The 24,448-nt window shown below is 70.4% G+C and carries 22 protein-coding genes; 9 read left to right on the forward strand and 13 right to left on the reverse strand.

Going from position 1 to position 24,448, the window contains the following annotated elements:
* Positions 1-5: 5 nt before the first annotated feature.
* Genes JKV81_RS13105 through ssd form a run of 4 tightly spaced genes read right to left on the reverse strand, consistent with a single transcriptional unit; the run spans position 6 to position 3,992 of the window.
* Positions 6-818 (reverse strand): type II secretion system F family protein, encoded by an 813-nt coding sequence (locus JKV81_RS13105; protein ID WP_372444144.1) that lies wholly within the window; start codon positions 816-818, stop codon positions 6-8.
* Positions 815-1,711 carry a type II secretion system F family protein gene (locus JKV81_RS13110; protein ID WP_202075972.1) on the reverse strand — a complete coding sequence of 299 codons (897 nt, stop codon included), beginning with the start codon at positions 1,709-1,711 and terminating at the stop codon, positions 815-817. The genes JKV81_RS13105 and JKV81_RS13110 overlap by 4 nt, the downstream gene beginning before the upstream one ends.
* A complete protein-coding gene (locus JKV81_RS13115; RefSeq protein WP_129264373.1) occupies positions 1,708-2,856 on the reverse strand; it encodes a TadA family conjugal transfer-associated ATPase in 1,149 nt (382 codons plus the stop codon). The genes JKV81_RS13110 and JKV81_RS13115 overlap by 4 nt, the downstream gene beginning before the upstream one ends.
* On the reverse strand, positions 2,853-3,992 hold the full coding sequence (gene ssd / locus JKV81_RS13120; RefSeq protein ID WP_307820529.1) for a septum site-determining protein Ssd: 1,140 nt from the start codon (positions 3,990-3,992) through the stop codon (positions 2,853-2,855). The genes JKV81_RS13115 and ssd overlap by 4 nt, the downstream gene beginning before the upstream one ends.
* A 499-nt stretch (positions 3,993-4,491) precedes the next feature.
* On the opposite strand from ssd, the gene JKV81_RS13125 reads away from it, so the two are divergent.
* A complete protein-coding gene (locus JKV81_RS13125; RefSeq protein WP_129264377.1) occupies positions 4,492-5,331 on the forward strand; it encodes an HAD family hydrolase in 840 nt (279 codons plus the stop codon).
* 449 nt (positions 5,332-5,780) lie between these two features.
* Here the strand turns inward: JKV81_RS13125 and JKV81_RS13130 are convergent, their stop codons facing one another.
* A complete protein-coding gene (locus JKV81_RS13130; RefSeq protein ID WP_202075975.1) occupies positions 5,781-6,605 on the reverse strand; it encodes a Fic family protein in 825 nt (274 codons plus the stop codon).
* 102 nt (positions 6,606-6,707) lie between these two features.
* Here JKV81_RS13130 and JKV81_RS13135 point away from each other — a divergent pair, with 102 nt between their 5' ends.
* Positions 6,708-7,703, forward strand: coding sequence for an ATP-binding protein (locus JKV81_RS13135; RefSeq protein ID WP_129264381.1), 996 nt, complete (start codon positions 6,708-6,710; stop codon positions 7,701-7,703).
* Between the two features lie 30 nt (positions 7,704-7,733).
* Here JKV81_RS13135 and JKV81_RS13140 read toward each other — a convergent pair whose 3' ends face one another.
* Complete coding sequence (locus JKV81_RS13140; protein WP_129264383.1) at positions 7,734-9,068, reverse strand: polysaccharide deacetylase family protein; 1,335 nt, start codon at positions 9,066-9,068, stop codon at positions 7,734-7,736.
* 299 nt (positions 9,069-9,367) lie between these two features.
* On the opposite strand from JKV81_RS13140, the gene JKV81_RS13145 reads away from it, so the two are divergent.
* The 6 genes from JKV81_RS13145 to JKV81_RS36240 all read left to right on the forward strand — a co-directional run bounded on the left by JKV81_RS13145 (position 9,368) and on the right by JKV81_RS36240 (position 17,664).
* Complete coding sequence (locus JKV81_RS13145; protein ID WP_129264385.1) at positions 9,368-11,923, forward strand: SulP family inorganic anion transporter; 2,556 nt, start codon at positions 9,368-9,370, stop codon at positions 11,921-11,923.
* 183 nt (positions 11,924-12,106) lie between these two features.
* Entirely contained in the window at positions 12,107-14,074 is a 1,968-nt protein-coding gene (gene acs, locus JKV81_RS13150; RefSeq protein WP_124277653.1) for an acetate--CoA ligase, read from the forward strand.
* Positions 14,075-14,413: 339 nt separating this feature from the next.
* The gene (gene nhaA, locus JKV81_RS13155; protein WP_129264389.1) at positions 14,414-15,814 is read left to right on the forward strand and encodes a Na+/H+ antiporter NhaA; all 1,401 of its coding nucleotides are present in this window, start codon (positions 14,414-14,416) and stop codon (positions 15,812-15,814) included.
* A 39-nt stretch (positions 15,815-15,853) separates the two neighbouring features.
* Complete coding sequence (locus tag JKV81_RS13160) at positions 15,854-16,381, forward strand: phage holin family protein (RefSeq protein ID WP_124277655.1); 528 nt, start codon at positions 15,854-15,856, stop codon at positions 16,379-16,381.
* Positions 16,378-17,355, forward strand: coding sequence for an alpha/beta fold hydrolase (locus tag JKV81_RS13165; RefSeq protein ID WP_202075977.1), 978 nt, complete (start codon positions 16,378-16,380; stop codon positions 17,353-17,355). The genes JKV81_RS13160 and JKV81_RS13165 overlap by 4 nt, the downstream gene beginning before the upstream one ends.
* A gap of 105 nt (positions 17,356-17,460) precedes the next feature.
* Positions 17,461-17,664, forward strand: coding sequence for a hypothetical protein (locus tag JKV81_RS36240; protein ID WP_099173506.1), 204 nt, complete (start codon positions 17,461-17,463; stop codon positions 17,662-17,664).
* Between the two features lie 184 nt (positions 17,665-17,848).
* On the opposite strand, the gene JKV81_RS13170 is transcribed toward JKV81_RS36240, so the two are convergent.
* The 3 genes from JKV81_RS13170 to nth all read right to left on the reverse strand — a co-directional run bounded on the left by JKV81_RS13170 (position 17,849) and on the right by nth (position 20,796).
* On the reverse strand, positions 17,849-19,054 hold the full coding sequence (locus JKV81_RS13170; RefSeq protein ID WP_099173505.1) for a MarP family serine protease: 1,206 nt from the start codon (positions 19,052-19,054) through the stop codon (positions 17,849-17,851).
* A 91-nt stretch (positions 19,055-19,145) separates the two neighbouring features.
* Positions 19,146-19,883, reverse strand: coding sequence for an NUDIX hydrolase (locus JKV81_RS13175; protein ID WP_124277656.1), 738 nt, complete (start codon positions 19,881-19,883; stop codon positions 19,146-19,148).
* Between the two features lie 67 nt (positions 19,884-19,950).
* Complete coding sequence (nth, locus tag JKV81_RS13180; protein ID WP_129264394.1) at positions 19,951-20,796, reverse strand: endonuclease III; 846 nt, start codon at positions 20,794-20,796, stop codon at positions 19,951-19,953.
* Positions 20,797-21,049: 253 nt separating this feature from the next.
* Here nth and JKV81_RS13185 point away from each other — a divergent pair, with 253 nt between their 5' ends.
* Positions 21,050-21,724 (forward strand): Crp/Fnr family transcriptional regulator, encoded by a 675-nt coding sequence (locus JKV81_RS13185; protein ID WP_031090867.1) that lies wholly within the window; start codon positions 21,050-21,052, stop codon positions 21,722-21,724.
* A 108-nt stretch (positions 21,725-21,832) separates the two neighbouring features.
* Here JKV81_RS13185 and JKV81_RS13190 read toward each other — a convergent pair whose 3' ends face one another.
* From JKV81_RS13190 to sp36, 4 genes are all read right to left on the reverse strand, one after another.
* On the reverse strand, positions 21,833-22,663 hold the full coding sequence (locus JKV81_RS13190; protein WP_129264396.1) for an MBL fold metallo-hydrolase: 831 nt from the start codon (positions 22,661-22,663) through the stop codon (positions 21,833-21,835).
* Positions 22,660-23,586, reverse strand: a complete 927-nt coding sequence (locus JKV81_RS13195; protein ID WP_202075979.1) for an NUDIX hydrolase — start codon at positions 23,584-23,586, stop codon at positions 22,660-22,662. The genes JKV81_RS13190 and JKV81_RS13195 overlap by 4 nt, the downstream gene beginning before the upstream one ends.
* Positions 23,587-23,755: 169 nt before the next feature.
* On the reverse strand, positions 23,756-24,226 hold the full coding sequence (locus tag JKV81_RS13200; RefSeq protein ID WP_129264400.1) for a RidA family protein: 471 nt from the start codon (positions 24,224-24,226) through the stop codon (positions 23,756-23,758).
* Positions 24,226-24,384, reverse strand: a complete 159-nt coding sequence (gene sp36 / locus JKV81_RS13205; RefSeq protein ID WP_019992579.1) for a Sp36 family protein — start codon at positions 24,382-24,384, stop codon at positions 24,226-24,228. Before sp36 ends, JKV81_RS13200 begins: the two co-directional genes overlap by 1 nt.
* Positions 24,385-24,448: the final 64 nt, after the last annotated feature.

The following is a 24,448-nucleotide window of genomic DNA, read 5'->3' on the forward strand; positions in this document are numbered from 1 at the left end:
CGCGTTCAGCCGCGGTGCAAGAGGCCGGACGCCAGTCCGATCACCACCGGCGCCACGCCCACCGCCAGAAAGGCGGGCAGGAAGCAGAGCCCCACCGGCGCGGTGATCAGCACACCCGCCCGCTGCGCACGCGCCACGGCCGCGCTCGCCCGCTCGGCGCGTATCTCGTCGGCCAGCCTGGAAACCGGCTCGGCCGCAGGTGCCCCCGTCGACCCGGCACGCTCCAGACATCGGGCCAGTGGCGCGGCCCCCGGCAGCTCCCCGAACCGGCCCCATGCCTCGGCCGGTTCACCGCCGAGCAGGATCTCGGCCGCCGTTCGGGCCAGCCGCTCACCGACCGGGCCGCCGATCGATTCGCCCACCGCCTCCGCCGCTTCCCTCGGCCCGGCACCCGCCGAGAGGCAGGAAGCCAGCAGATCCGCGACGACCGGCAGTTGTCGGGCGACCAGGGCGGCCTCGGCGCCTTGGTCGGCAGCACCTCGTGCTTGGACGGTGCGCCGCCATCGCCGTACGCCGTACGCCGCCGCAAGACCGATCCCGCTTCCGGCCGGGCCGCCGACGAGGATCCAGCCCGTCGCCCAGACGGCGATGAACACCGCCCACCGCCGAGCGCGGCCCCAGCCTGGCGCCCGTAGACCCGTCCGCCCCTGCCTCGTGCCGAGCGCATGTCCCCCGGTCAGCAGTTCCAGCCGTCTGCGTATCGCGCGCTCATGCCGTCGGCCTCTGAGCGCCAGGGTGAGATACGCGGCTGTGCCCAGCACCGTCCCCGCCGCCCCAGCGGCAGCCGCCGTACCCCCCGAACCAGGCACCCCGCTCACACCGCCTCCCCCGCCCGCACGATCCGCGACGCCCAGAACAGCCCCGCGGCCTCCAGCAGGCCACCTGCCACCAGGCAGACGAGTCCCCCAGGGCTGTGCAGCAGCACCCCCAACGGGTCCGCCCCGAGTGCCGCCCCCAGCCCCAGCCCCACCACCGGCAGCAACGCCAGGAGCACGACCGTCGACCACGCGCCCGCCAACTGCGCCCGCAACTCCTCCCGTCGCCGCCTCTCACCCCGCAGGGCGCTCTCCAGCCGGGCCAGACCCGCCGCGAGACCGGCTCCGCCGTTCACCGCGACCCGCCAGCAGGCGGCCATCCCCGCAAGCCCCTCTAGGCCGGGCCCCGCCGACGCCTCCCGCAACGCGCCCGGCACGTCGCCACCGAACCGCGCGGCGGCCAGCACGGCGGACTCACCCGCGCCCAGCGCCTCAGCGTTCCGCGCGTCTCCCGACCCCCCTGTGTTCCGAGCGGCGGCGAGCAACGCCTGTCCGGGCTCCCGTCCGGCCCGTAACTCGCCGATCACCGCGCCACAGAGCGCCGTCACCGCATCGGCCGCGATCTCCTGCTCACGTCGCCGGTCCCTGCGCCGCAGCCAGCGCCTCACCAGGGGGACCGCCACAGCTCCCGCAAGCAGCGGCAGCACCGATTCACCCAGCACCGCGAGAACAGCCGCCACAGGGGCGCACAGCCATTCCTTCCGCCCCGCGAGAAGCGCACACGCCCAGTCCCGTGCCGCCGGCCCCCACGGCTCCTCCCTCCGCCGATCCAGCAACAGCCGGGCCCTCCGCGCCCCCGGGTCACGGGCCACGGCCAGAGCGCCCGCCACGCCCGCACAGCCGGCCATCGCCCACGCCGGCATCCGCATCAGCAGGTCGGGGGCCACCGAGGTCATGACGCAACCTCGATCAGCGAGCCGAGCCGCTCCCAGCCCCGCTCCGGCTCGAACCCGTCGGCACCCCAGCGCAGCGCCGGAACGGTGACGACCAGGCCCGCGGAATCCCGTTCCAGCACGTGCACTTCGGCCAGACGCCGCCGCCCGCCCCTGTCCCGCACAAGGTGGACCACCACGGACAGCGCCGCCGCCAACTGGCTGTGCAGAGCCGCCCTGTCGAGACCGGCGGCAGTTCCCAGAGCTTCCAGACGTGCCGGGACGTGCTCGGCCGCATTGGCGTGCACAGTGCCGCAGCCGCCCTCATGCCCGGTATTGAGGGCGGCCAGAAGCTCGGTCACCTCTGCACCGCGGACCTCTCCCACCACCAGCCGGTCAGGACGCATACGCAGCGCCTGGCGCACCAGGTCCCGCAGCGTCACCCGCCCGGCACCCTCCTGATTGGCGGGCCGCGACTCCAGCCGCACCACGTGCGGGTGATCCGGTCGCAGTTCCGCCGAATCCTCAGCCAGCACGATGCGTTCGCGCTCACCGACCGCCCCCAGCAGGCTCGACAGCAGAGTGGTCTTCCCCGCGCCCGTTCCTCCGCTGATCAGATACGACACCCTGGCCTCCACCAGAGCTCTCAGCAGCCGGTCGCCGCCGGGCGGGACGGTCCCCGCTGCCACGAGCTCCTCCAGCGTGAAGGCCCGGGGCCGCACCACACGGAGCGAGAGGCACGTCGAGCCCACCGACACCGGCGGCAGAACCGCGTGCATACGTGTCCCGTCCGGCAGCCGCGCGTCCACCCACGGCCGAGCGTCGTCCAGCCGTCGCCCCGCCACCGCGGCAAGCCTCTGAGCCAGCCTCCGGACGGCCGCCGCGTCCTGGAAGACGACCGGGGTCAGCTCGAGTCCGCCGCCGCGGTCCACCCACACCCGGTCGGGGGCGGACACCAGCACATCGGTCACCGCCGGGTCGGCCAGGAGACGCTCCAGCACTCCTGTACCGACAAGCTCGCCCCGCAGCTCCTCGGCCGCGCCGAGCACTTCCGCGTCACCGAGCAGACGGCCCTGCTCCCTCAACGCGGCGGCCACTCCCGCAGGAGTGGGCGCCGCGCCACTGCGGGCCAGTCGCTGGCGCACGGCGTCGAGCAGCGCGTCGGTCATGACGGCCCTCCCCCTTGAAGCCGGGGCGGGACAGTCTCCAGGCGGCGGGGGACATCCGCCTGGTCCCAGAAGGCCTTGCAGAAGCGGGCCAGCGCGCCGTGGGGATCCCCACCCGGAGGCACACCGTTGTCCTGGGCCGCAGGCAGCCCGGGTTCTGTGGGCAGGTCACCGACGAGTGGCAGGCCCAGTGCCTGCGCGACCCACTGCTCGTCCAGACCCGCGGTGTAGGGCCCTCTGGCGATGACGCGCAGGTCTTCGAGAACCATGCGGGCCGCGGCCGCCACGCGCTGGGCAGCCGCGACCGCTCTCAGCTCCCCGGGTACGACCAGCAGCCCGACGTCGAGCTGCGCCAGCGCCTCGGCCACGCTTTCGTCCAACCGCCGCGGCAGGTCCACGACCACCACTCCACCGAGTCGGCGCGCGGCGGCGAGCACCGACTGCATGGCCTGTGGAGGAACGATCACCTGCTCGCCCCGGCCCCAGCTGAGCACGCGCAGCCCGTGCAGCGCCGGCAGCGACTCCTCCAGCGCCCCTCCGCCCAGCCTCCCTTTCGAACGGGCGAAATCCGGCCACCGCAAACCCTCGGATCCCTCACCGCCGAGCAGCACATCGATGCCACCGCCCAAGGGGTCGCCGTCGATGAGCATGGTCCGCCTGCCTGATCTCGCAGCTGTGACTGCGAGCGCACAGGCCAGCGTGGATGCGCCGGAGCCCCCTCGGCCTCCCATCACTCCCACGGTGAGCGCCGATCGGCCCACGCCCTCCACGGCGTTGGCGATCTGGTCGACCAACCAGCCTTCGGAATCAGGCAGTCTCAGCACATACTCGGCACCGATCTCCACCGCGCGGCGCCAGACCTCAGGGTCGTCCTGGTCCCGTCCGACGAGCATGACGCCCGGCCTGCGGGGCGCCCCACGGCATCCGCGCGCCGCATCGTCGCCGACCAGGACCATCGGGGCCCGCTTCCAGCTGCCTCTCTCCTCGGGAGACCCGTGATGCACTTCCGGCACCGCGCCGGCCGCCGCGCACAGCCTCAGCAGATCGTCCAGCAGATCCGGGTCCTCGGTGAGGATCAGCGGCCCTTCCCGCCGAGCTTCAGCGCTCGACGGGCCATCCCCCGCGAAAGATCCAGCCACGGTCCACGCCCCTCTCACTGTCTCCTCCAGTGCGGTTTCGCGGCGATCTCGAACGCTTCCGAGATGCGCGATTCCGGTACCCGCGGACTTCGCAGGTGGAATCAACATGCAGCGACGCGGAAAAACATGTGGATCTTGCTTAAAAACTGTGGATAACTCAAGCGTTGTGGATATCTCGGTAGCTCGTACAGGGGACTTTCGCAGCGCACCCCTTCCGCTACACACCGTGACGGGTCAGGATCGAGTGAACCCACAGGGGCAGACGGCCCACGGGTGACACGAGGAGGGAGCGGATCGGCTACTCGGCCGCGAAACGCATCCGGACATGCGACGACCCCCGCCGGGGGGGAGAGCGGGGGTCGTCCCCACGGCCGACTCGGGGGGGGAGGAGTCGGACCGGGTTAGCACGGTCGCGAACGATCCGTGACTTCCATGGTGTACCCGAGGCCCTTCTCAGGCAAACCCACCTGCGGGACTTTACGCCGAATGGCGGGCCCCTATGCTCACCTTTGTGGAAAACTGCTTCTCGCCGCGCACAGCAGCCTTCTTTGACCTGGACAAGACGGTCATTGCGAAGTCATCGACACTGACCTTCAGCAAGTCCTTCTACCAAGGCGGGCTGATCAACCGCCGTGCCGTACTGCGCACCGCGTACACACAGTTCGTGTTCCTTGCCGGGGGCGCCGATCACGACCAGATGGAGCGGATGCGTGAGTATCTCTCAGCGCTCTGCAAGGGCTGGAACGTCCAGCAGGTCAAGGACCTCGTCGCCGAGACCCTGCACGACCTGATCGACCCGATCATCTACGACGAAGCCGCAACCCTCATCGAGGAACATCACACCGCTGGGCGTGATGTGGTCATCGTGTCGACCTCCGGCGCCGAAGTCGTCGAACCGATCGGGGAACTCCTGGGCGCCGACCGGGTCGTGGCGACCCGGATGGTCGTGGGTGACGACGGCTGCTTCACCGGCGAGGTCGAGTACTACGCCTACGGCCCGACGAAGGCCGAGGCCATCAGGGCTCTCGCCGAATCGGAAGGCTATGACCTCGCGCGCTGCTATGCGTACAGCGACTCCGCCACCGACGTGCCGATGCTCGACGCCGTGGGGTATCCGCACGCCGTCAACCCGGATCGAGCACTGCGTCGCGAGGCCACCCTCAGGGAATGGCCGATTCTCGTCTTCAATCGGCCCGTCCGGCTCAAGCAGCGGCTACCCACCTTCTCGATGCCACCGCGACCGGCACTCGTGGCAGCCGCCGCGCTGGGTGCGGCCGCGGTGACCGCGGGGCTCGTCTGGTACACCAACCGTCGCCGCTCAGCCGCGATCCCCGCCTGACAGCCCCTACAGCCCGGACGGCCGACCCCACCCCCCGTCGGGCGCGCAACAATGTCCGACTCGGCTGCATTTGAACATAAAAGTAAAGAAAATCGGCCAGGGCTTCCACTGCTCCCACCAGCACTGGAGTACAAAGGACTCAACGGCCCGCGAGACCAAGGACATCCGCGAGGATCACCTTTCACGCAGTAAGGCCCCACGGACCGCGCACGAAAGCCGAGCACCCACGCGACGTCGACCCGTCGATTACGGGCCAGCCGCACCAGGTGACGGGCAAAGAACCCGGCCTGATGGGCACATATATCGAGGACGCTTGGTAACTGGGCGGACGTGCCAGCGGCGGTACCGGAAACGGTGCCGCCGCAACCCTTTCCAGGCGGGCCCACTGCGAGCGGGACACGTCGGCAAACACCCGGTCGAGACGCTCGCCCGCTCCCGGGCGGAGAGAGTCAGGCCGCGCCGCGCTGCAGCGCCTCGCATACCGCCGTGGATTCCCGGACGCCCAGCTCCACGGAGCGCCCGCAGTGGGCGATCCAGGCGGCCATGCCCTCCGGCTTGCCCGACAGATACCCCTCGAAGGCGGCGACATAGGACGCGCGCCCCTGCTCGGCATGGCCGACCTCGGCGGGACAGATCGACTTGGGGTCGAGACCGCTGCCGATCAGCACGATCCGCTCCGCGGTCCGGGCGACCAGGCCGTTGTGCGAACCGAAGGGGCGCAGCGCCAGCAGTTCACCGTGCACCACCGAGGACGTCACCAGCGCGGGCGCGGAGCCACCGGCGATGATCAGTTGCGACAGCCCTTCGAGGCGCCCGGCCACCTCGTCCGCGTCCGGGACAGGTGCCTCGATCAGTGGCTCGACGACAGGCTCGCCCGCCAGCCGGGGCCTGCCGACCGTGTCGTCCGGAGACGCTCCGCCCGCGGCCACCAGGTGCAGGCGGGCCAGGACACGAAGCGGCGACTGCCGCCAGATGGACAGCAGCTGCCCCGCCTCCGCCGTGAGCCTCAAGGCGGCACCGATGGTGCGGGACTCGTCCACACCACTGAAATCCGTGCGCCGGCGCACCTCCTCGAGATTCCAGTCGGCACCCGAGAGAGCCGCGGAACCACGAGCTCCGCGCAGGGCCGCCTCAGCGGTGACCTCATTGCTGCGACGCCGCATGACCCGGTGCCCGTAGACCCGGTCCACAGCCTTGCGTACGGAGTCCACCGCGTCGGGGACGCCCAGCAGGTCACCCAGGGCGGCAAGCGGGTCCGAGGAAGTCGTACTCATAAGTAGGGAGGCTACGCGCCCGGGATGCGGATGCCGCCCCGGAGTGGCCTTCTTCACCAAGGATGACCACAGCACGCAATCATCCCGCTACCCTAGGTGAACATGAAGATCGCTTTCGTGGGGAAGGGCGGCAGCGGCAAGACCACGCTGTCCTCGCTCTTCATCCGCCACCTCGCTGCCAATGAAGCCCATGTCGTCGCGGTGGACGCCGACATCAACCAGCATCTCGGGGCCGCCCTAGGCCTGGACGAACAGGAGGCCGCCGCCCTGCCCGCCATGGGCGCCCAGCTGCCTCTCATCAAGGACTACCTCCGCGGGAGCAACCCCCGCATCGCGTCCGCCGCGACGATGATCAAGACAACACCCCCCGGAGAGGGGTCCCGGCTCCTCCGCGTCCGCGAGGACAACCCGGTGTACGACGCCTGCGCCCGCACGGTGCGTCTCGACGACGGCGACATCCGGCTTATGGCCACCGGTCCGTTCAACGAGTCCGATCTGGGCGTCGCCTGCTACCACTCCAAGGTCGGAGCGGTCGAGCTCTGCCTGAACCACCTGGTCGACGGGCCCGACGAGTACGTGGTGGTCGACATGACCGCCGGGTCGGATTCGTTCGCGTCAGGATTGTTCACCCGTTTCGACATGACCTTCCTGGTCGCCGAACCGACCCGGAAGGGCGTCTCGGTCTACCGCCAGTACAAGGAGTACGCGCGGGACTTCGGGGTGGCGCTGAAGGTGGTCGGCAACAAGGTCCAGGGGGAGGACGACCTCGACTTCCTGCGCGCCGAGGTCGGCGACGACCTGCTGGTCGGTATCGGTCACTCCGACTGGGTCCGGACGATGGAGAAGGGTCGGCCGGCCCCGTTCGAACTCCTGGAAGCGGACAACCGGATGGCCCTGCAGGCCCTGCAGAACGCCGCGGAGGACTCGTACGGGCTGCGTGACTGGGAGCGCTACACGCGCCAGATGGTGCACTTCCACCTGAAGAACGCGGAGAGCTGGGGCAACGAGAAGACGGGCGCCGACCTGGCTGCCCAGGTCGACCCCGCCTTCGTCCTGCATGAGCACCTCGTGGATGCGGGCGCTGCCCAGCCGGCCTGAACCGGCAGGAGCGGTGCCGGAGTGCGACCCCTACTCCGCTCCCCCGTCAGCTCCCTTGCCTGCCGGCTGGTCCGCCGGCCTGGCGGGCACGGGGCTGCCGGCGGGCTTGCCCGGAGCCGTCCCCGCGAGGAACGCGGTCCAGCCCGGCTTGGGCTCCTGACCCACCTTCAGCGTCCCGAGCTTCGCGAGCGTCGCCGGGTCCTGCGCGTCCAGCCAGTCCGCGAGCTGACGGAAGGAAACGCACTGCACATCCTGCTTGGTGCACACCGTCTTGATCGTTTCCTCGACGGCACGCATGTAGGTGCCGCCGTTCCACGATTCGAAGTGGTTGCCGATGATCATCGGAGCGCGGTTCCCGTTGTAGGCGCGGTCGAACGCCTGAAGAAGTCCGTCCCGCATCTGGTTGCCCCAGTACTCGCGCTTGTCCGGGTCGCCCTGCGTCGTCGTACCGGACTGGTTGAACATGAAGTTGTAGTCCATCGAGAGCGTCTCGAACGCGCGGCCCGGCACGGGGACGAGTTGCAGGGGCAGGTCCCAGAGCCCGTCCTTCTTCGCGGGCCAGACCTGGTTGCCGATACCGCTGGAGTCGTAGCGGAATCCCATGGTCCGGGCGGCCGCGACCATGTTCTTCTGGCCCTCCAGGCACGGTGTGCGGGCGCCGATCAGCTCCTTGTCGTAGTCGAAGGGCAGCGGCGCCTCACCCTTGAGGTCGGGGGCGTTGGTCTTCCAACCCTTCACGAAGGACTTCGCCTGGCTGATCTCGCTCTTCCACTCCTCGACCGACCACGTGCCGACGCCTCCGTCAGGCCCACAGAAGTGCCCGTTGAAGTGGGTTCCGATCTCGTTGCCCTCCAGCCACGCCGCACGGAGCTCCGTCAGCGTGTTGCGGATTCCCTCCGTGTCGTTGAACCCGATGTCGGAGCGGCCCGCCGAATGCTGAGGCGGGTCGTAGAGGTCCTTCTTGGTCTCCGGCAGGAGGTACACGCCGCTGAGGAAATACGTCATCCTGGCGTCGTACTTCTTCGCGACCGCCCGGAAATGCGAGAAGAGCTTCTGGCTGTCCTCACCCGCACCGTCCCACGAGAACACCACGAACTGCGGGGGCTTCTGGCCGGGCTTGAGCCTCTTGGCCACGGGCAGTTTCGGCTGCGCTCCCGTAAAGGCGGTGGACCCGTCACCGATGAGCTTGACGGCCCCCTTCGGCGCCGCGGCCGGAGAGTTCTCCTCCGCGCCGGGGGCGGACCGCTTCCCGGTGCCGGGCGTGGAGCCGCCGGCTCCCGTGTCCGGGCCCGAGCAGCCGGCCAGGCCTGCGACCAGCGCCGTGACCACGGCGCCCAGGGCGATCCTCTTCGTGGCGGCCATCATCCGTCCACCCTCTTCCTTGCAGGATTCGTGCGTTGAAGTGCCGACACGGCGCGGCCAACCTCACACGCAGCTCCGCGGGAACCAGTACGACAAGCCGGATGAAAAGCTGCTTATTCACTGAGAAGGGTGATGCAGTGGGCTATTTGCTCGAAAGCATGGACACCTTTCTTTACTCTCCATTACTATTCATTTACGGAGAGTTGAGAAATCCCGCCGCTGTACCCCACCGCTGCACGCCGTGATCCACGGCCGCCGTCATTCACATACCGCGACCGCGCTGCCCCGGAGGAGACGGGAACATGTCTGCCTGCGCCCCTACTCGCAACGACCACTCATCCCGTAGTTCACGCCCTTCCCGGGCCTCGGGATTCAAGCGTCCACACAGCCCGCCCCCGCGGCCGGGCCGCGGCCCCTTCCGCGTCTCGGGTGCGGATCTGTCCGCATCGATCACTGTCTTCCTGATCGCCATTCCCATGTCGCTCGGCCTCGCCGTCGCCATGGACGCCCCTCTCGCCGCCGGCCTGGTGTCCGCCGCGATCGGCGGCATCGTCGCCGGCCTGCTGGGCGGCACGCCGCTCCAGGTCAGCGGCCCGTCCGCCGGACTGACCGTGGTCACGGCGGAGTTGATCCAGATCTACGGCTGGCGCACCACCTGCGCGATCACCATCGGTGCGGGGCTCCTGCAGATCCTGCTGGGGTCGGTGAGAGCGGCACGCAGTGCCCTCGCCGTCAGCCCGGCCATCGTCCACGGCACACTCGCCGGGATCGGTGTCGCCATCGCTCTCGCCCAGTTGCACGTCGTGTTCGGCGAGGTGCCCCGGAGCTCCGCCCTGGAGAACGCCCTCGCGCTCCCCGCCCGCCTGACTCACTTCGAGCCGGCCGGGCCCCTCATCGGAGCCCTGACGATCCTGCTTCTCGTCGTCTGGCCGCGTATGCCCGGGCGGATCGGGGCGTCGCTGGGCAGAATCCCCGCCGCCCTCGCCGCCGTGGTGATCGCGACGGCGGTGGCCGCCGCGGCGGCGCCCGGGATCGCCCGGGTGGATCTGCCGTCGTGGCGCTCGCACGCACTGCCCGAGCTGCCGCACGGCCCGGTGATGGCGCTGGCGACGGCGATGTTCACCGTCATGCTCGTGGCCAGCCTCGAATCCCTGCTGGCCGCCGTTTCCGTGGACAAGCTGGCCGCAGAGCGGGCGGCAGCCCCACCCAAGGACGGGGCGACTCCGCCCGCCCCCGTCGAGCGATCGGATCTCGACCGGGAGCTGCGGGCCCAGGGGGTCGCCAACGCCCTGTCAGGGCTGGCCGGGGGCATGCCCGTCTCGGGCGGCGCCGTGCGCAGTTCCGCCAACGTCCGGGCGGGCGCGACGAGCCGCGCCTCCACCGTGCTGCACGGCGTCTGGGTGCTGCTGGCAGCCGTTCTGCTGGTCACGGCCCTCGAGTGGATCCCTCTCGCCGCCCTCGGATCCCTGGTGATGGTGGTCGGGATCCAGATGGTCAGCTTCGCCCACATCCGCAAGGTGCACCGGCACCGGGAATTCCTGGTGTACGGCGCCACGATCAGCGGCGTCGTCCTGGTCGGCGTGCTCGAGGGTGTGGCGATCGGCATCGTCGTCGCCGTGGCCGTCGCCCTGCACCGGCTGGCCCGCACGAGAATCACCGTGACCGAGCAGGACGGCCGCTATCTGGTGGCCGCGCGGGGACAGTTGACCTTCCTGGCCGTGCCCCGGCTCAGCAGGCTCCTCGGCAAGCTCCCGCACGGCGCGGACGTCGTGGTCGAGCTTGACGGCTTCTTCATGGACCACGCGGCGTACGAGACGATCCAGGACTGGTACACGGCCCAGACCGCGCTGGGGGCCCGGATCGAGTTCACCGGGCGTTCCGGTGGCCGGATCGCCGAGCCCGCCTCGGCCGCCCATTCCTGTTGCCGTCCCTGGACACCCTGGCGCAATCACCACTGCCACGACCGCGCGCAGGACACCACCGGCGCCACGGCACCGGCCACCGCCGCCACCGCGTCCGGCTCCCCCACCGACCCGGCCTCGCCTGCCTCCACCGTCGCCTCCGAAGATCCTGCTCCCGTGGGACCGACGGGTTCCCCGGGCCGCCGGCACAGATCCCACCGGCTCCTCAGCGGCCTCAGTTCGTTCCAGCGCACCACCGCCCCGCTGGTCCGTGAGGAGCTGGCCCGGCTGGCCGCCGAAGGGCAGCGGCCTTCACAGCTCTTCCTCACCTGTGCCGATTCCCGCCTGGTCACCAGCATGATCACCGCAAGCGGCCCGGGCGATCTCTTCACCGTGCGGAACGTGGGCAATCTGGTGCCGCCGCCGGACGCCGAGGGTGCGACGGGCAACGACGATTCGGTGGCCGCCGCGATCGAGTACGCGGTGGATGTGCTGGAGGTCGAGTCCATCACCATCTGCGGCCATTCCGGATGCGGTGCGATGCAAGCCCTGTTGGGAGCAGCGCCGGAGGCGCCCCGGACGCCCCTGTGGCGCTGGCTGCGGCACGGGCTGCCGAGTCTGGAGCGCATGCGTTCACGTCACCACTCCTGGGCGCGGATCGCCGGCCGGCTGCCCACCGATGCGGTGGAGCAGCTCTGTCTGACCAATGTGGTCCAGCAGTTGGAGCACCTGCGTGCGCACGAGTCGGTGGCGCGCCGACTGGCGGAGGGCACTCTGCAACTGCACGGCATGTATTTCCACGTCGGCGAGGCGCAGGCCTATCTGCTGACCGAGGGCGCCAGTTCCGGCACGGGACCCGACGAGGTCTTCGTCCGGGTCGCCCCCGGGGCCGTATGGGGCGCGGAGCACGGCATCGACGCCCTGCACACGACTCCCGACGCCGCTGTCGGTGCCTGAACCACTCACACATCCGGTCCGTGAGACCTTGTGGTCCCGCTTTCGCATCGCACAGCGCTGCGCGCGGAAGCGGGACATGTGACTCCATACCAAGCACAGGTCTAAACCAATTTCCGGCAGACACTTGTCACCTGGCCCGCAGCCTGATGAGCTGTCCCCCGGGACACAACGGACACCCTGGGAATGGGAGATGTCGTGAGCAACGAAAGCCTGGCCAATCTGCTCAAGGAGGAGCGGCGGTTCACACCGCCTGCCGATCTGGCCGCGAACGCCAACGTGACAGCGGAGGCGTACGAGCAGGCCGAGGCGGACAGGCTGGGCTTCTGGGCCGAGCAGGCCCGCCGCCTGACCTGGGCCACGGAGCCGACCGAGACGCTCGACTGGAGCAACCCGCCCTTCGCGAAGTGGTTCGCGGACGGCAAGCTCAACGTCGCGTACAACTGCGTGGACCGTCATGTCGAGGCGGGCAACGGCGACCGCGTCGCCATCCACTTCGAGGGTGAGCCCGGCGACAGCCGCGCGATCACCTACGCGGAGCTGAAGGACGAGGTCTCCCGCGCGGCCAACGCCCTCACCGAGCTCGGTGTCGGCAAGGGCGACCGGGTCGCCGTCTATCTGCCGATGATCCCGGAGGCCGCTGTAGCGATGCTGGCGTGTGCCCGCATCGGCGCGGCGCACTCGGTGGTCTTCGGCGGCTTCTCCGCCGACGCCATCGCCGCCCGGATCCAGGATGCCGACGCCAAGGTCGTCATCACCGCCGACGGCGGCTACCGCCGCGGCAAGCCCTCGGCGCTCAAGCCCGCGGTGGACGACGCCGTCTCCCGCATCCCCAGCGTCGAGCACGTCCTCGTCGTCCGGCGTACGGGGCAGGACACCGCATGGTCCGAGGGCCGCGACGTCTGGTGGCACGAGATCACCGCCCGGCAGTCGGCCGAGCACACGCCTGAGGCCTTCGACGCGGAGCAGCCGCTCTTCATCCTCTACACCTCGGGCACCACGGGTAAGCCGAAGGGCATCCTGCACACCTCCGGGGGCTACCTGACCCAGGCGGCGTACACGCACCACGCGGTCTTCGACCTCAAGCCCGAGACCGACGTGTACTGGTGCACCGCGGACATCGGCTGGGTGACCGGACACTCGTACATCGTCTACGGTCCGCTGGCCAACGGTGCGACCCAGGTCATGTACGAGGGCACGCCCGACACCCCCCACCAGGGGCGCTTCTGGGAGATCGTCCAGAAGTACGGCGTCACGATCCTCTACACCGCACCGACGGCGATCCGTACGTTCATGAAGTGGGGGGACGACATCCCCGCCAAGTTCGATCTGTCGTCGCTGCGTGTCCTCGGGTCGGTCGGTGAGCCGATCAACCCCGAGGCCTGGATGTGGTACCGCAAGCACATCGGTGCCGACACCTGCCCGATCGTGGACACCTGGTGGCAGACCGAGACCGGCGCCATGATGATCTCGCCGCTTCCCGGAGTCACGGCGACGAAGCCTGGCTCCGCCCAGCGGGCGCTGCCCGGCATCTCCGCCACGGTCGTCGACGACGAGGCCAACGAGGTGCCGAACGGCGGGGGCGGCTATCTGGTTCTCACCGAGCCGTGGCCGTCGATGCTCCGCACCATCTGGGGGGACGACCAGCGCTTCCTCGACACCTACTGGTCGCGCTTCGAGGGCAAGTACTTCGCGGGTGACGGTGCCAAGAAGGACGAGGACGGCGACGTCTGGCTGCTCGGCCGGGTCGACGACGTCATGCTCGTGTCCGGACACAACATCTCGACCACCGAGGTCGAGTCGGCTCTCGTCTCGCACCCCTCGGTCGCGGAGGCCGCCGTCGTCGGCGCCAACGACGAGACGACCGGTCAGGCCATCGTCGCCTTCGTGATCCTTCGCGGTACGGCCACGGCCTCCGAGGAGCTGGTCGCCGAGCTGCGCAACCACGTCGGCACCACGCTCGGGCCGATCGCGAAGCCCAAGCGCGTCCTGCCGGTGGCGGAGCTGCCGAAGACGCGGTCCGGCAAGATCATGCGCCGTCTGCTTCGTGATGTCGCCGAGAACCGCGAGCTGGGCGATGTCACCACGCTCACGGATTCCTCGGTCATGTCGCTCATCCAGACGCAGCTGCCCTCCGCTTCGTCCGAGGACTAGGCCGGAGCCAGGGCAGACACCGGCAGAGGCAGGAGACGAGACCTGAAGAAGGGGCACCCGGGACACCCCGGGTGCCCCTTCTCCTGCTCCAGGAGAAGGCCGGGGCAAAGCCGGGGAGACGGCGGCGGCGTACGGGCACCACTGCCGGTGGATGTCGTGCCGGTGGACGTCGCCGGGCGGCGGGCGGGACCTGATCCGTATACGTTGCCGATAGCCCAGGTAGAGTGGTGACTTCGAGCAACAACAGCACAGGAAATCTCCACAGGGGCGCCGGGAAGTCTGGTCGGCATGTGTATCTCCATGCCACCACTGCCGTAACCCGACCCGGAGGTCTCCCTCGTGGCCCCGCCCCTCCCCCCTTCAGGCCGCCGCACGCTGCTCGGCCGGCTTTCCCTCCCCGAGCGCAATTACGTCGCCGACGCCCTGCGCACCGAGACGGTCGGCGGCGTCATCCTGCTGCTCGCGGCCGTCGCCGCGCTGATCTGGGCCAACACCTTCGGCTCCACCTACGAGTCCGTCAGTGGCTTCCACTTCGGCCCGGAAACGCTGGGGCTCGATCTCTCGGTGGCCCACTGGGCGGCCGACGGACTGCTCGCCGTCTTCTTCTTCGTGGCAGGAGTCGAGCTCAAGCGTGAACTGGTCGCCGGAGAACTCCGTGACCCCCGGGCGGCCGCTCTTCCCGTCGCTGCGGCACTCTGCGGGATGGCCGTCCCCGCCGTCGTCTACACGCTGACCGCGACAGCAGGCGGCGGGTCCCTCGCCGGGTGGGCCGTCCCCACCGCCACCGACATCGCGTTCGCGCTCGCCGTCCTCGCGGTCATCGGCACATCGCTGCCCTCGGCGCTGCGCGCCTTCCTGCTGACGCTCGCCGTCGTCGACGACCTCTTCGCCATCCTCATCATCGCGGTCTTCTTCACCGAGGACCTCGACTTCCTGGCGCTCGGCGGCGCCTTCGCCGGGCTGGCGGTGTTCTACGTGCTGCTGCGCACGGGGGTACGAGGCTGGTACATCTATCTGCCGCTCGCCCTGGTCATCTGGGGCCTCATGTACAACAGCGGCGTCCACGCGACGATTGCCGGCGTCGCCATGGGGCTCATGCTGCGCTGCTCCCGGCGCGAAGGTGAGGCGCAGTCCCCGGGCGAGCACATCGAGCACCTGGTGCGCCCTCTGTCGGCCGGAGTCGCGGTCCCGCTGTTCGCCCTCTTCTCGGCCGGCGTCACTCTCAAGGGCGATGCCCTGGCCGGTGTCTTCACCCGGCCCGAAACGCTCGGGGTGGTGCTCGGCCTGGTCATCGGCAAGACCGTGGGCATCTTCGGCGGCACCTGGCTCGTCACCCGCTTCACGAAGGCCCAGCTCAACAAGGATCTCGCCTGGGCCGATGTCTTCGCCGTGGCCACGCTCGCCGGTATCGGCTTCACCGTTTCTCTGCTCATCGGGGAGCTCGCCTTCACCGGCGACGAGGACATGATCAACGACGTCAAGGCAGCGGTACTCATCGGTTCGCTGATCGCCGCCGTACTCTCCGGTGTACTGCTCAAACTGCGGGTACGCAGATACAGGACGCTGTACGAGGCCGAGGAACTCGACGCGGACGGATCAGGCGTCCCCGACGTCTACGAGCAGGACGACCCGGAGTACCACCTGCGCATGGCCGCGATCCACGAGAAGAAGGCTGCCGAGCACCGCCGCCTGGCCGAACGGGCGGGGGCAGCGAGCAGCAAGCCGGACAGTCCGGCATGATCTGACATCGGATGTACGGAAGAGGAGAGGGAGTCAGGGATGAGCGACCCCGGCAACTACGCGGGCAGCACCGACCGTAGTCTCGGACAGCTGTTCGCTTCGGCGACAGCTGAGATGTCCGCGCTGGTGCACGACGAGATCGCCCTGGCCAAGGCCGAGGTGCGCCAGGACGTCAAGCGCGGCGTGATCGGCAGCGTGGCCTTCATCGTCACGGGTGTGCTGATCCTTTTCGCGATCCCCGTGCTGAGCTTCGCGGCGGCCTACGGGATCCACAACCTCGGGCTCGGTCTCGCCTGGTCGTTCCTGATCGTGGGCGGTGCGTTCATCCTTCTGGGGATCCTGCTCGCCCTCTTCGGGCTGGCCAAGTTCAAGAAGGTCAAGCCGCCGGAGAAGTCGATCGCCTCGGCGAAGCAGACCGCGGCGGTGCTGCAGGGCGTCAAGCCCCACCCGCGTCCCGCCGGCGCGCGTGCGATCGAACAGGCGCAGGGCAGCACGCTCGCGGACCGCGCCATCGAGAACCGTCCTGTCCAGGACAAGGCGGTCTCTGTGACACGCTCGTCCACATGACCGACCCCGATTTCGGCACATCCGGCCCGGTGCGGCCGCTGGGACCGGTTGCCGGTTCCGGCGGCCCCGTCCGGCTCGACGGCCCCTGGGCCCACCGTGACGTGGCCGCCAACGGTGCGCGCTTCCACATCGCCGAGCTGGGCGACGGGCCGCTGGTGCTGCTGCTGCACGGTTTCCCGCAGTTCTGGTGGACCTGGCGCCATCAGCTGACCGCCCTGGCCGACGCCGGGTACCGCGCGGTCGCGATGGACCTCCGCGGGGTCGGCGGCAGCGACCGTACGCCCCGGGGCTACGACCCCGCGAACCTGGCGCTCGACGTCACCGGCGTGATCCGCTCGCTCGGCGAGCCCGACGCGGCGCTCGTGGGCCACGACATGGGCGGCTATCTCGCCTGGACCGCCGCGGTGATGCGGCCGAAGCTGGTCCGGCGGCTCGTGGTGTCGTCGATGCCGCATCCGCGCCGCTGGCGTTCCTCGATGCTCTCGGACTTCGCCCAGTCACGCGCGGGCTCGCACATCTGGGGATTCCAGCGGCCGTGGGTTCCGGAGCGTCAACTCGTGGCGGACGACGCGGCCCTGGTGGCCCGGCTGATCCGTGACTGGTCCGGGCCGCGCACCCCCGACTTCCCCGACGACGAGGCCATGGACGTCTACCGGCGCGCCATGTGCATCCCGTCGACGGCCCACTGCTCGATCGAGCCGTACCGCTGGATGGTCCGTTCGCTGGCCCGTCCGGACGGCGTCCAGTTCAACCGTCGGATGAAGCGTCCGGTGCGCGTGCCGACGCTGCACCTTCACGGCTCGCTCGACCCGGCGGTACGGACCCGTAGTTCCGCGGGCTCCGGCCAGTACGTCGAAGCGCCGTACCGGTGGCGACTTTTCGACGGTCTGGGGCACTTCCCCCACGAGGAGGACCCGGTCGGCTTCTCGACCGAACTCATCAACTGGCTCAAGGACCCCGAGCCGGACCGCTGACCGATGCGCACAGCTGTCTGACGAACAGCCACTTGCCTGCCGCATAAGCCAATTGGCTGACTCGCGCACGATTACCGACCTTGGGTCACGGGCAGACGTCGAGGTATGGGCTGGACGCGCGACTTCAATGACGCAGCACGCAACCGCCGCTCGACCGCTCCTGCTGGTCCGAGCATTCATGAGGGGGGCGGCTCTCCGAGCCGGGTGCACGATGTGAGCGATTTCCATGATCTCCGGCTGGGCATTCCGCGCATTCTCCACCGCCGGGCCCGCTGGGTCTCGGCGCGCCTGCGCCACCCCCGCGGATGACCCGGTAGCCGTCGGACGACACACCGGGCGGACGACATACCGAACGAAGGTCCCCGGTCCGTCGAGGACCGGGGACCTGTGCGTGGCGTACGTGGCATCCGTACGACAGGGCGCGGAAGCCCGGCTCCGGCGGTGACCGGGAGCCGGGCGGCAGGTCAGTGCCGGTGGCCGCCCGACGGAGGCCTCAGAGCGCGCAGCCCTGGCTGTCGACCTGCTGGGCCGTGGACCTGCCGAGCTCGATGTCCTCGCGGATCTCGTCGGCCGTCAGCGCGTACCCCGTGTCCGGGTCGTCGAGCGACTTCGCGAACACCACTCCGTACACCTTCCCGTCCGGAGTGAGCAGCGGGCCGCCGGAGTTGCCCTGGCGGACGGTCGCGTAGAGCGAGTACACGTCGCGCCGCACGGTGCCGCGGTGGTAGATGTCGGGGCCGTTGGCGTCGATACGGCCCCGGATGCGCGCGGAGCGCACGTCGTAGGCGCCGTTCTCCGGGAAGCCCGCGACGATGGCGCTGTCGCCGCTCCCCGCGTCCTTGTCGGTGTCCGTGAAGCGCAGCGGCTGGGCGTCGAGATCCGGGACGTCCAGTACGGCGATGTCCCGCTGCCAGTCGTAGAGGACCACCTTGGCGTCGTACAGCCGGCCCTCGCCGCCGATCTGGACGGTCGGCTCGTCGACGCCGCCGACCACATGGGCGTTGGTCATGACGCGGCGGTCGGAGAAGACGAAGCCGGTCCCTTCGAGGACCTTGCCGCAGCCCGGCGCCATCCCGACGACCTTGACGATGGACTTCTTGGCACGGGCGGCGACGGGGCTTCCGGCGAGCGCCGGGTCCGGGGCCTCGACCTCGGTGATGGGCTCGTTGGCGAACGGGCTGAAGACCTGTGGGAAGCCGTTCTGCGCGAGGACGGAGGAGAAGTCCGTGAACCAGGTGGAGGCCTGGTCCGGCATCACCCGGGAGACCCCGAGCAGGACCGACGAGCTGCGGACCTCCTTGCCCAGCGTCGGCAGCGACGTGCCGGCCAGTGCGGAGCCGATCAGCCAGGCCACCAGGAGCATGGCCACCACGTTGACCAGGGAGCCGCCCGTGGCGTCCAGGGCACGCGCCGGCGACCATGTGATGTACCGGCGGAGCCGGTTGCCCAGGTGGGTGGTGAACGCCTGGCCCACGGAGGCGCACACGATCACGATCACGACCGCGACGATGGCGGCGGTGGAGGAGACCTCCGATCCGTCGGTCGCCTGGTCCCAGATGATGGGCAGCAGGTAGACGGCCACGAGGCCGCCGCCCAGGAAGCCGATCACGGACAGGATGCCGACGACGAAACCCTGGCGGTAGCCGATGACCGCGAACCACACGGCGCCGACGAGCAGCAGGATGTCCAGCACGTTCACCGTCTATAGCCTCGCAGATTCGTCACCTGGCCCGTCCGGTTCGACGGGGTCCGGGCCAGGCCCGGAACAGCGCAGCACGGGAGTCAGCCTGTCATGCGCGCCAGTCGAGCGGCACCTGCCTGGTCCTGTCCCAGGGGCGTTCCCATCCGGCGTAGTGCACAATCCTGTCGATCACACCGGCTGTGAATCCCCAGACGAGGGCGGATTCGACCAGAAATGCGGGGCCTTCGTGGCCGCTGGGGTGGACGGCCGTCGCTCGGTTGGCGGGATCCGTGAGATCCGCCACGGGGGCGGTGAAGACCCGGGCGGTCTCGGCCGGATCTACGGCCCCCACCGGGCTGGGCGTCCGCCACCAGCCGAGGACGGGCGTGACGACGAAGCTGCTCACCGGGATGTAGAGCCGGGGCAGCACACCGAAGAGCTGGACACCGCTCGGGTCGAGCCCGGTCTCCTCCTCGGCCTCCCTCAGCGCGGCCCTGAGGGGCCCGGTGGTCAGGTGGTCGCCGTCCTCCGGGTCGAGGGAGCCGCCGGGGAAGGACGGCTGGCCGGCGTGGGAGCGCAGGGTCCCCGAACGCTCCATCAGAAGCAGCTCCGGGCCGCGCTCACCCTCACCGAAGAGGATCAGGACGGCGGACTGCCGTCCTGCGCCGCTCTCCGGCGGCAGGAAGCGGCTGAGCTGCTGGGCCCGCACGGTCCGCGCGGCCCGTGCCACGGGCTCCAGCCAGGCGGGCAGGCCTTCGGTGGTGACGGTGAGCGCGCCCTCGTGGGGCGCGCCGGTCCCGGTGGTGGCCGCGTCGGTCGCGGCCCGTGTCCTCTGTGCGTGCGTCATGGGCACCCCCGTCGTTCCAACGCCTGTCATCGGCGATTTCGTTCCGCACGGACCCGCCGGGCGGCCGTCACCCGGCTCCCAGCGGGGGTGCGGGGCTGCCCGGATAGTCCGGGGGCGGGCTGAGGCGCTGACCCGGGTAGCCCCCCATCTCGTACTTCAGGAGCTTCTTCGCCTTCTCGGGGTCCGTCTCGCCCTCGCCGTAGGACGGGCAGAGGGGGGCGATCGGGCAGGCGCCGCAGGCGGGCTTGCGGGAGTGGCAGATGCGGCGGCCGTGGAAGACCACCCGGTGCGAGAGCATCGTCCACTCGCTCTTCGGGAAGATCGCGGCGACCTCGGCCTCGACCTTCTCCGGGTCCTCCTGCTCCGTCCACTTCCAGCGGCGCACCAGCCGGCCGAAGTGGGTGTCCACGGTGATGCCGGGGACACCGAACGCGTTGCCGAGGACCACGTTGGCCGTCTTGCGCCCGACGCCGGGCAGCTTCACGAGGTCCTCCAGGCGGCCGGGGACCTCTCCGCCGAAGTCGTCCCTCAGCGCGGCCGACAGGCCCATGAGGGACCGCGCCTTGGCCCGGAAGAACCCGGTCGGCCGGATGATCTCCTCCAGCTTCTCGGGCACGGCCGCGGCCATGTCCTCGGGCGTCGGGTAGGCGGCGAAGAGGGCCGGGGTGGTCTGGTTGACCCTCAGGTCCGTGGTCTGGGCGGAGAGGACCGTTGCCACCAGGAGCTCGAAGGGATTACGGAAATCCAGCTCGGGGTGGGCGTACGGATAGACCTCGGCGAGCTCGCGGTTGATACGGCGGGCACGGCGGACCATCGCGAGGTGCGACTCGGGCTTCGCGGGCTTGCCCGCCGCTGCTGCCCCCGTCGGACCTTTCGCGGCTTTTTTCTTACTTCGTACGGGCTGTTCGCCCACAGCGGAATTCCTGTCTCCCGACACCCCATCAGCCCCCTTGGCCTGCGCTCTCACCGGCGTTCCGGACACCCGGCCAGCCTAGAGCCAGGGGCTGACATCCGCCCCGGTCACCGCGTATCCACGCTCGATCGGCCCCCTGCCGTAGGGTCCGGCACGCCCGTGCGTCAAACTGGTTTGTGATCGATCGCACTGTTTTACCGTCCGGCATCATGGAAACCACGCTTCCCTGAACAGGCCGACAAGGAGAGAACTCGTGGACGACGTTCTGCGGCGCGCCCCGCTTTTCGCGGCGCTCGATGACGAGCAGGCCGCGGAGCTCCGCGCCTCGATGAGTGAGGTGACCCTCGCACGCGGCGACGCGCTGTTCCACGAGGGCGACCCCGGTGACCGCCTCTACGTGGTCACCGAGGGCAAGGTGAAGCTCCACCGCACCTCTCCCGACGGACGGGAGAACATGCTGGCCGTCCTCGGCCCCGGCGAGCTGATCGGAGAGCTCTCGCTGTTCGACCCGGGCCCGCGCACCGCCACCGCGAGCGCGCTGACCGAGGTCAAGCTCCTCGGCCTCGGCCACGGTGACCTCCAGCCCTGGCTGAACGCCCGTCCCGAGGTGGCCACCGCGCTGCTGCGGGCCGTCGCGCGCCGTCTGCGCAAGACCAACGACCAGATGTCCGACCTGGTCTTCTCCGATGTGCCGGGCCGCGTCGCCCGTGCGCTCCTCGACCTGTCGCGCCGCTTCGGCGTGCAGTCGGAGGAGGGCATCCACGTCGTGCACGACCTGACGCAGGAAGAGCTGGCCCAGCTGGTCGGCGCCTCCCGCGAGACGGTCAACAAGGCGCTCGCGGACTTCGCGGGCCGCGGCTGGCTGCGGCTCGAGGCACGCGCCGTGATCCTCCTGGACGTGGAGCGGCTGGCGAAGCGCTCCCGCTGACCCCCGCACCGTCCGAGCCGCCACCGTGCGGCCACGGACCGGCCCGGTCGTCGAAAAGGCCCCACCGCCCGGTGGGGCCTTTCGCATGCGCTCCCGGACCGGGGCCGGTCAGATCAGGCCGTGCTCGGTCAGGTACTCCAGCTGCGCCCGCACCGACAGCTCCGCAGCCGGCCAGAGGGAGCGGTCCACATCGGCGTACACGGCCGCCACGACCTCGGCGGGCGTGCGGTGCCCCGCCTCGACGGCGGTCTCCACCTGGGCCAGACGGTTCGCCCGGTGGGCCAGATAGAACTCGACGGCTCCCTGGGCGTCCTCCAGCACCGGTCCGTGCCCCGGCAGCACCGTGTGCACCCCGTCGTCGACCGTCAGCGAGCGCAGCCGCCGCAGGGTGTCCAGGTAGTCCCCGAGCCGCCCGTCCGGGTGGGCGACGACCGTGGTGCCGCGCCCGAGGACCGTGTCGCCCGTCAGGACGGCCCGGTCGGCCGGCAGGTGGAAGGAGAGCGAGTCCGCGGTGTGCCCCGGGGTGGGGACGACCCGCAGTTCCAGCCCTCCCGTGGTGATCACGTCACCGGCCGCGAGCCCCTCGTCGCCCAGGCGCAGCGCCGCGTCCAGGGCGCGCACCTTCGTACGGGTGAGTCCGGCGAACCGGGCGGCGCCCTCCGCGTGGTCGGGGTGGCCGTGCGTGAGCAGCGTGAGGCCCACGCGCCTGCCCGCCCGCTCCACGGTGTCGACGACGGCCCGCAGATGTACGTCGTCGAGCGGCCCCGGGTCGATGACGACGGCGAGGTCGGAGTCCGGTTCCGCGACGATCCAGGTGTTCGTGCCGTCCAGGGTCATCGCCGAGGCGTTGGGGGCCAGGACGTTGACCGTACGGGTGGTGGCGGGCCCGGAGAGGACCCCGCCGCGGGGCTGGCCGGGCAGTGCGGCCGCGTCGGTCATGAAGGGGTCCCGTCGGTGTCGTCGGCCGCGGCCGGGCCGGGTGCGTCACCGGCCGCCGGGACGTGTTTGGTGAACTCCTCGTGTCCGGGCCAGCTCAGCACCAGCTCGTCGCCCTCCATGCGGGCCTCTGCCAGCACGGGAGCCAGGTTCTGGGAGTCCGCCGCCTTGAGCGCCTCCGCGGCCGTCCCGTACGGCCTCAGCGCCCGCAGGGTGGCCACGGTGGGCGGCATCATCAGCAGTTCGCCCTTGTCGTAGCCGTCCGCGGCGTCACCGGGCCGGATCCACACCGTCCGGTCGGCCTCGGTGGAGGCGTTCCGGGTGCGCTGGCCCTCCGGGAGGGCGGCCACGAAGAACCAGGTGTCGTAGCGGCGTGGCTCGAAGGCCGGGGTGATCCAGCGCGCCCACGCGGCCAGCAGGTCGGAGCGGAGCGCCAGGCCCCGGCGGTCCAGGAACCCGGCGAAGGACAGCTCCCGGGCGACGAGGGCCTCACGGTCGGCCTCCCAGTCGGCGCCCGTGGTGTCGCTCACGACGGTGTCGGCGGTCGGCCCGGCCAGCAGGACGCCCGCTTCCTCGTACGTCTCACGGACGGCGGCGCAGACGACGGCCTGCGCCTCCGCGGCGGTGCCGACGCCCAGCCTGGCGGCCCAGGTCTCCAGGGACGGTCCGGCCCAGCCGACGAGGTGGTCGTCGTCGCGCGGGTCGACCCCGCCACCCGGATAGGCGTACGCGCCTCCGGCAAAGGCCATGGAGGTCCGCCGGCGCAGCATGTGGACGGCGGGACCCGCGCCGCCCGGACCCGATGTGTCGTCCCGGAGCAGCATCACCGTGGCCGCGCGCCTGGGGGTCACGGCTGTCAGCTCGCCGCTGGCGAGGGCCCTGATCCGGGCAGGCCATTCCGGTGGGTACCACTGACCGTTCGACATGGCCGGAGGCTATCCGGAACCGCGCCGATGTTCGAGGGGCCCCGGAGATCGGTGCCTGCCCCGTACATGGATCACCGGCCGTGAAGGATCCGTACACGGCTGATCCCGCCCGGTCGCGTGGCCCGGGCGGGATCAGTGAGGTGCGGATGCGTAATCCGGCGGGTGCGGGTCAGGCGTCGACGAGCTCGACCTGGACCTCGACCTCCACCGGCGCGTCCAGCGGCAGCACCGCGACGCCGACGGCGCTGCGGGCGTGCACGCCCTTGTCGCCCAGGACCTCGCCCAGCAGCTCGCTCGCGCCGTTGATCACTCCCGGCTGGCCGGTGAAGTCGGTGGCGGAGGCGACGAAGCCCACGACCTTCACGACGCGTGCGATGCGGTCCAGGTCACCGGCGACCGACTTCACCGCCGCCAGGGCGTTGAGCGCGCAGGTCTTCGCCAGCTCCTTGGCCTCGTCCGCCGTCACCTCGGCGCCGACCTTGCCGGTCACCGCGAGTGTGCCGTCCACCATCGGGAGCTGGCCCGAGGTGTAGACGTACACGCCCGACTGCACGGCCGGCTGGTAGGAGGCCAGCGGCGGTACGACGTCCGGGAGCGCCAGGCCGAGTTCGGCGAGCCTCGCCTCGACGGCGCCCGCCACTACGGCTTCTCCCGCTTCAGGTAGGCCACGAGCTGCTCGGGGTTGTTCGGGCCGGGAACGACCTGGACCAGCTCCCAGCCGTCCTCGCCCCAGGTGTCCAGAATCTGCTTGGTCGCGTGCACGAGAAGGGGCACGGTCGCGTATTCCCACTTGGTCATGAGCCGACTGTAATGCCTGGCACAGGCGGCCTCGTGCGTAGCCTGCCTGCCGACTGGTTAGGCT

It is taken from the genome of Streptomyces silvae, assembly GCF_016745505.1.
Lineage (GTDB): Bacteria > Actinomycetota > Actinomycetes > Streptomycetales > Streptomycetaceae > Streptomyces > Streptomyces silvae.

Coding starts and splice junctions, on each gene's coding strand:
- JKV81_RS13110 (WP_202075972.1), bottom strand. CDS start 1,711: ATGACCTCGGTGGCCCCCGACCTGCTGATGCGGATGCCGGCGTGGGCG.
- JKV81_RS13190 (WP_129264396.1), bottom strand. CDS start 22,663: ATGACCGACGCGGCCGCACTGCCCGGCCAGCCCCGCGGCGGGGTCCTC.
- JKV81_RS13125 (WP_129264377.1), top strand. CDS start 4,492: ATGCTCACCTTTGTGGAAAACTGCTTCTCGCCGCGCACAGCAGCCTTC.
- JKV81_RS13135 (WP_129264381.1), top strand. CDS start 6,708: ATGAAGATCGCTTTCGTGGGGAAGGGCGGCAGCGGCAAGACCACGCTG.
- sp36 (WP_019992579.1), bottom strand. CDS start 24,384: ATGACCAAGTGGGAATACGCGACCGTGCCCCTTCTCGTGCACGCGACC.
- acs (WP_124277653.1), top strand. CDS start 12,107: ATGGGAGATGTCGTGAGCAACGAAAGCCTGGCCAATCTGCTCAAGGAG.
- JKV81_RS13160 (WP_124277655.1), top strand. CDS start 15,854: ATGAGCGACCCCGGCAACTACGCGGGCAGCACCGACCGTAGTCTCGGA.
- JKV81_RS13115 (WP_129264373.1), bottom strand. CDS start 2,856: ATGACCGACGCGCTGCTCGACGCCGTGCGCCAGCGACTGGCCCGCAGT.
- JKV81_RS36240 (WP_099173506.1), top strand. CDS start 17,461: ATGGGCTGGACGCGCGACTTCAATGACGCAGCACGCAACCGCCGCTCG.
- JKV81_RS13130 (WP_202075975.1), bottom strand. CDS start 6,605: ATGAGTACGACTTCCTCGGACCCGCTTGCCGCCCTGGGTGACCTGCTG.
- JKV81_RS13195 (WP_202075979.1), bottom strand. CDS start 23,586: ATGTCGAACGGTCAGTGGTACCCACCGGAATGGCCTGCCCGGATCAGG.
- JKV81_RS13140 (WP_129264383.1), bottom strand. CDS start 9,068: ATGATGGCCGCCACGAAGAGGATCGCCCTGGGCGCCGTGGTCACGGCG.
- JKV81_RS13175 (WP_124277656.1), bottom strand. CDS start 19,883: ATGACGCACGCACAGAGGACACGGGCCGCGACCGACGCGGCCACCACC.
- JKV81_RS13145 (WP_129264385.1), top strand. CDS start 9,368: ATGTCTGCCTGCGCCCCTACTCGCAACGACCACTCATCCCGTAGTTCA.
- JKV81_RS13165 (WP_202075977.1), top strand. CDS start 16,378: ATGACCGACCCCGATTTCGGCACATCCGGCCCGGTGCGGCCGCTGGGA.